This is a genomic window from Micromonospora sp. NPDC127501 (assembly GCF_040302185.1).
Classification (GTDB): domain Bacteria; phylum Actinomycetota; class Actinomycetes; order Mycobacteriales; family Micromonosporaceae; genus Micromonospora.
Genome location: NZ_JBEORJ010000028.1, coordinates 1 through 5,448 on the forward strand (window position 1 = coordinate 1; position 5,448 = coordinate 5,448).

A 5,448-nucleotide genomic window follows, 5' to 3' on the forward strand; every position below is an offset into this window, starting at 1 on the left:
ACGCAGAAAAGGCCACCCCCCATTGGGGGTGGCCTTTTCTGGAAGATTGTCCGGCGGCGTCCTACTCTCCCACACCCTCACGAGTGCAGTACCATCGGCGCTGGAGGGCTTAGCTTCCGGGTTCGGAATGTAACCGGGCGTTTCCCCTCCGCCATGACCGCCGTAACTCTATGAACATATCAAACAACCCCGGCCACACGTCACGGGTGTTCGCTTGTTCAGAGTTGCACAGTGGACGCGTAGCAGCTTAGTAGTCAAGTCCTCGGCCTATTAGTACCGGTCAACTGAACCCGTTACCGGGCTTACATTTCCGGCCTATCAACCCAGTCGTCTAGCTGGGGGCCTTACCCCACCAAGGTGGGTGGGATACCTCATCTTGAAGCAGGCTTCCCGCTTAGATGCTTTCAGCGGTTATCCCTTCCGAACGTAGCTAACCAGCCGTGCCCTTGGCAGGACAACTGGCACACCAGAGGTTCGTCCGTCCCGGTCCTCTCGTACTAGGGACAGCCCTTCTCAAGTATCCTACGCGCACGGCGGATAGGGACCGAACTGTCTCACGACGTTCTAAACCCAGCTCGCGTACCGCTTTAATGGGCGAACAGCCCAACCCTTGGGACCTGCTACAGCCCCAGGATGCGACGAGCCGACATCGAGGTGCCAAACCATCCCGTCGATATGGACTCTTGGGGAAGATCAGCCTGTTATCCCCGGGGTACCTTTTATCCGTTGAGCGACACCGCTTCCACTCGCAAGTGCCGGATCACTAGTCCCGACTTTCGTCCCTGCTCGACCTGTCAGTCTCACAGTCAAGCTCCCTTGTGTACTTGCACTCAACACCTGATTGCCAACCAGGCTGAGGGAACCTTTGGGCGCCTCCGTTACCTTTTAGGAGGCAACCGCCCCAGTTAAACTACCCACCAGACACTGTCCCTGAACCGGATAACGGTCCGAAGTTAGATACCCAAATCAACCAGAGTGGTATTTCAAGATTGCCTCCACCCATACTGGCGTATGGACTTCACCGGCTCCCACCTATCCTACACAAGCTAATTCGAGTACCAATGTCAAGCTATAGTAAAGGTCCCGGGGTCTTTCCGTCCTGCCGCGCGTAACGAGCATCTTTACTCGTACTGCAATTTCGCCGGGCCTGTGGTTGAGACAGTGGGGAAGTCGTTACGCCATTCGTGCAGGTCGGAACTTACCCGACAAGGAATTTCGCTACCTTAGGATGGTTATAGTTACCACCGCCGTTTACTGGCGCTTAAGTTCTCCGCTTCGCCCCGAAGAGCTAACAGGTCCCCTTAACGTTCCAGCACCGGGCAGGCGTCAGTCCATATACATCGAATTACTTCTTCGCATGGACCTGTGTTTTTAGTAAACAGTCGCTTCCCCCTGCTCTCTGCGGCCATACAACGCTCCACCCGCGCGGGGCTTCACGTCTCCGGCCCCCCTTCTCCCTAAGTTACGGGGGCAATTTGCCGAGTTCCTTAACCACAGTTCGCCCGATCGCCTCGGTATTCTCTACCTGACCACCTGTGTCGGTTTGGGGTACGGGCCGCTAAGAACTCGCTAGAGGCTTTTCTCGGCAGCATAGGATCACTGACTTCACCTGAATCGGCTCGGCATCACGTCTCAGCCTTCATGTGTTGCGGATTTGCCTACAACACGGCCTACACGCTTACCCCGGCACAACCACCGGCCGGGCTCAGCTACCTTCCTGCGTCACCCCATCGCTTGACTACTACCCATCAGGTTCCCACGCTCCCCACCATCCGTCCGAAGACATCAGGCAGTTCGGGTGGTTAGCACAACGAGGTTCATCAGGGACGCTCTTTCGCGGGTACGGGAATATCAACCCGTTGTCCATCGACTACGCCTCTCGGCCTCGCCTTAGGTCCCGACTCACCCAGGGCGGATTAGCCTGGCCCTGGAACCCTTGGTCATCCGGCGGAAGGGTTTCTCACCCTTCTTTCGCTACTCATGCCTGCATTCTCACTCGTGCCGCGTCCACAACTGGGTCACCCCGCTGCTTCACTCGCGGCACGACGCTCCCCTACCCATCCACACACCTGCACAAGGAATCACGTCCAAGCGAGGATAAAATGTGAATGCCACAGCTTCGGCGGTGTGCTTGAGCCCCGCTACATTGTCGGCGCGGAACCACTTGACCAGTGAGCTATTACGCACTCTTTAAAGGGTGGCTGCTTCTAAGCCAACCTCCTGGTTGTCTATGCGACCCCACATCCTTTTCCACTTAGCACACGCTTAGGGGCCTTAGCTGGTGATCTGGGCTGTTTCCCTCTCGACTACGAAGCTTATCCCCCGCAGTCTCACTGCCGCGCTCTCACTTACCGGCATTCGGAGTTTGGCTGATTTCGGTAAGCTTGTGGGCCCCCTAGACCATCCAGTGCTCTACCTCCGGCAAGAAACACGCGACGCTGCACCTAAATGCATTTCGGGGAGAACCAGCTATCACGGAGTTTGATTGGCCTTTCACCCCTAACCACAGGTCATCCCCCAATTTTTCAACATTGGTGGGTTCGGCCCTCCACGCGGTCTTACCCGCGCTTCAGCCTGCCCATGGCTAGATCACTCCGCTTCGGGTCTAGGACACGCGACTGAATCGCCCTATTCAGACTCGCTTTCGCTACGGCTCCCCCACACGGGTTAACCTCGCCACATGCCACTAACTCGCAGGCTCATTCTTCAAAAGGCACGCCGTCACCCCGCAAGGCTCCGACGGATTGTAGGCGAACGGTTTCAGGTACTATTTCACTCCCCTCCCGGGGTACTTTTCACCATTCCCTCACGGTACTTGTCCGCTATCGGTCACCAGGAAGTATTTAGGCTTACCAGGTGGTCCTGGCAGATTCACGGCAGATTTCAGGGGTCCGCCGCTACTCGGGAACACCCACAGAAGGTCAGCAACTTTCACCTACCGGACTCTCACCGTCTACGGTCAGCCATTCCAGACTGTTCGACTAGCCACTGACTTTGTAACTTCTCGAACAAGTGTCAGCTTGTTCAGCAGGGTCCCACAACCCCGACCACGCAACCCCTGACAGGTATCACACGCAGCCGGTTTAGCCTCGATCCGCTTTCGCTCGCCACTACTCACGGAATCACTAAATTGTTTTCTCTTCCTACGGGTACTGAGATGTTTCACTTCCCCGCGTTCCCTCCACACACCCTATGTGTTCAGGTGTGGGTGACACCACATGACTGGTGCCAGGTTTCCCCATTCGGACACCCTGGGATCACAGCTTGGTTGACAGCTCCCCCAGGCCTATCGCGGCCTCCCACGTCCTTCATCGGCTCCTGGTGCCAAGGCATTCACCGTTCGCCCTTGACAACTTGACCACAAAGATGCTCGCGTCCACTGTGCAATTCTCAACAAACGACCAACCCACAACCCGATCCGCCCCACACCAAACCCAACCACAGTTGGCGGTATGTGAGGCCAGGCCATGCCTGGCAGACTTCCAGCCCCCACAAGGAGGCCGGCCAAGTCTCTGAAACAACAACCAACGGTTGTTCCTTCAGGACCCAACAGGGTGCTTACATCTCCCCCCAGCCGCACCAGAAGCAACCGTTCCCACCACCCGAGGATGGCTGTACTAAGCGCCGCCGGCCGTTGCCAGGGCAAAACTTGCCAGTGTCTCCGCCATCTGAGCACCCCACCACCACATTCGGGCAGTGCGGGCTCCTTACCGACTTTCGTCGGAAGGTGCTCCTTAGAAAGGAGGTGATCCAGCCGCACCTTCCGGTACGGCTACCTTGTTACGACTTCGTCCCAATCGCCAGCCCCACCTTCGACGGCTCCCTCCACAAGGGTTGGGCCACCGGCTTCGGGTGTTGCCGACTTTCGTGACGTGACGGGCGGTGTGTACAAGGCCCGGGAACGTATTCACCGCAGCGTTGCTGATCTGCGATTACTAGCGACTCCGACTTCACGGGGTCGAGTTGCAGACCCCGATCCGAACTGAGACCGGCTTTTTGGGATTCGCTCCACCTCACGGTATCGCAGCCCATTGTACCGGCCATTGTAGCATGCGTGAAGCCCTGGACATAAGGGGCATGATGACTTGACGTCATCCCCACCTTCCTCCGAGTTGACCCCGGCAGTCTTCGATGAGTCCCCGCCATAACGCGCTGGCAACATCGAACGAGGGTTGCGCTCGTTGCGGGACTTAACCCAACATCTCACGACACGAGCTGACGACAGCCATGCACCACCTGTGACCGCCCCCGAAGGACCTCACATCTCTGCGAGTTTTGCGGCCATGTCAAACCCAGGTAAGGTTCTTCGCGTTGCATCGAATTAATCCGCATGCTCCGCCGCTTGTGCGGGCCCCCGTCAATTCCTTTGAGTTTTAGCCTTGCGGCCGTACTCCCCAGGCGGGGCGCTTAATGCGTTAGCTGCGGCACAGGGAACCGGAGAGGCCCCCCACACCTAGCGCCCAACGTTTACAGCGTGGACTACCAGGGTATCTAATCCTGTTCGCTCCCCACGCTTTCGCTCCTCAGCGTCAGTATCGGCCCAGAGACCCGCCTTCGCCACCGGTGTTCCTCCTGATATCTGCGCATTTCACCGCTACACCAGGAATTCCAGTCTCCCCTACCGAACTCTAGCCTGCCCGTATCGACCGCAGGCTTGGGGTTGAGCCCCAAGTTTTCACGGTCGACGCGACAAGCCGCCTACGAGCTCTTTACGCCCAATAAATCCGGACAACGCTCGCACCCTACGTCTTACCGCGGCTGCTGGCACGTAGTTGGCCGGTGCTTCTTCTGCAGGTACCGTCACTCTCGCTTCGTCCCTGCTGAAAGAGGTTTACAACCCGAAGGCCGTCATCCCTCACGCGGCGTCGCTGCATCAGGCTTCCGCCCATTGTGCAATATTCCCCACTGCTGCCTCCCGTAGGAGTCTGGGCCGTGTCTCAGTCCCAGTGTGGCCGGTCGCCCTCTCAGGCCGGCTACCCGTCGTCGCCTTGGTAGGCCATCACCCCACCAACAAGCTGATAGGCCGCGAGCCCATCCCAAGCCGAAAAACTTTCCACCACCAGCCATGCGGCCAGAAGTAATATTCGGTATTAGCCCCCGTTTCCGAGGGTTATCCCAAAGCTTGGGGCAGGTTGCTCACGTGTTACTCACCCGTTCGCCGCTCGAGTACCCCGAAGGGCCTTTCCGCTCGACTTGCATGTGTTAAGCACGCCGCCAGCGTTCGTCCTGAGCCAGGATCAAACTCTCCAACAAAAAATTAGTTGAACAGCTATCCCGGCAACAAACAAATGTTGCCAAAGGAATCCCAACCAGCCAGCAACAAAGCTGACCAGTCCGGGGTATAAATCATAATTGGCACTGGCTTTACAAGCACCCTGTTGAGTTCTCAAAGAACAACCACACACCGACCAGAAGCCCCACACTCAGTGGAACCCCAACCGGGGCTTT

Annotated in this window: 3 rRNA genes; all 3 read right to left on the reverse strand. The window is 57.5% G+C overall.

Annotation, left to right across the window (positions count from 1 at the left end):
- Positions 1-48: 48 nt before the first annotated feature.
- A 5S ribosomal RNA gene (gene rrf, locus ABTW72_RS32650) occupies positions 49-165 on the reverse strand.
- An 85-nt stretch (positions 166-250) separates the two neighbouring features.
- Positions 251-3,360: ribosomal RNA gene (locus ABTW72_RS32655) — 23S ribosomal RNA — on the reverse strand.
- 378 nt (positions 3,361-3,738) lie between these two features.
- Positions 3,739-5,253 (reverse strand): 16S ribosomal RNA (locus ABTW72_RS32660).
- Together the 16S, 23S and 5S rRNA genes form the textbook arrangement of a ribosomal RNA operon.
- Between the last annotated feature and the right edge of the window lie 195 nt (positions 5,254-5,448).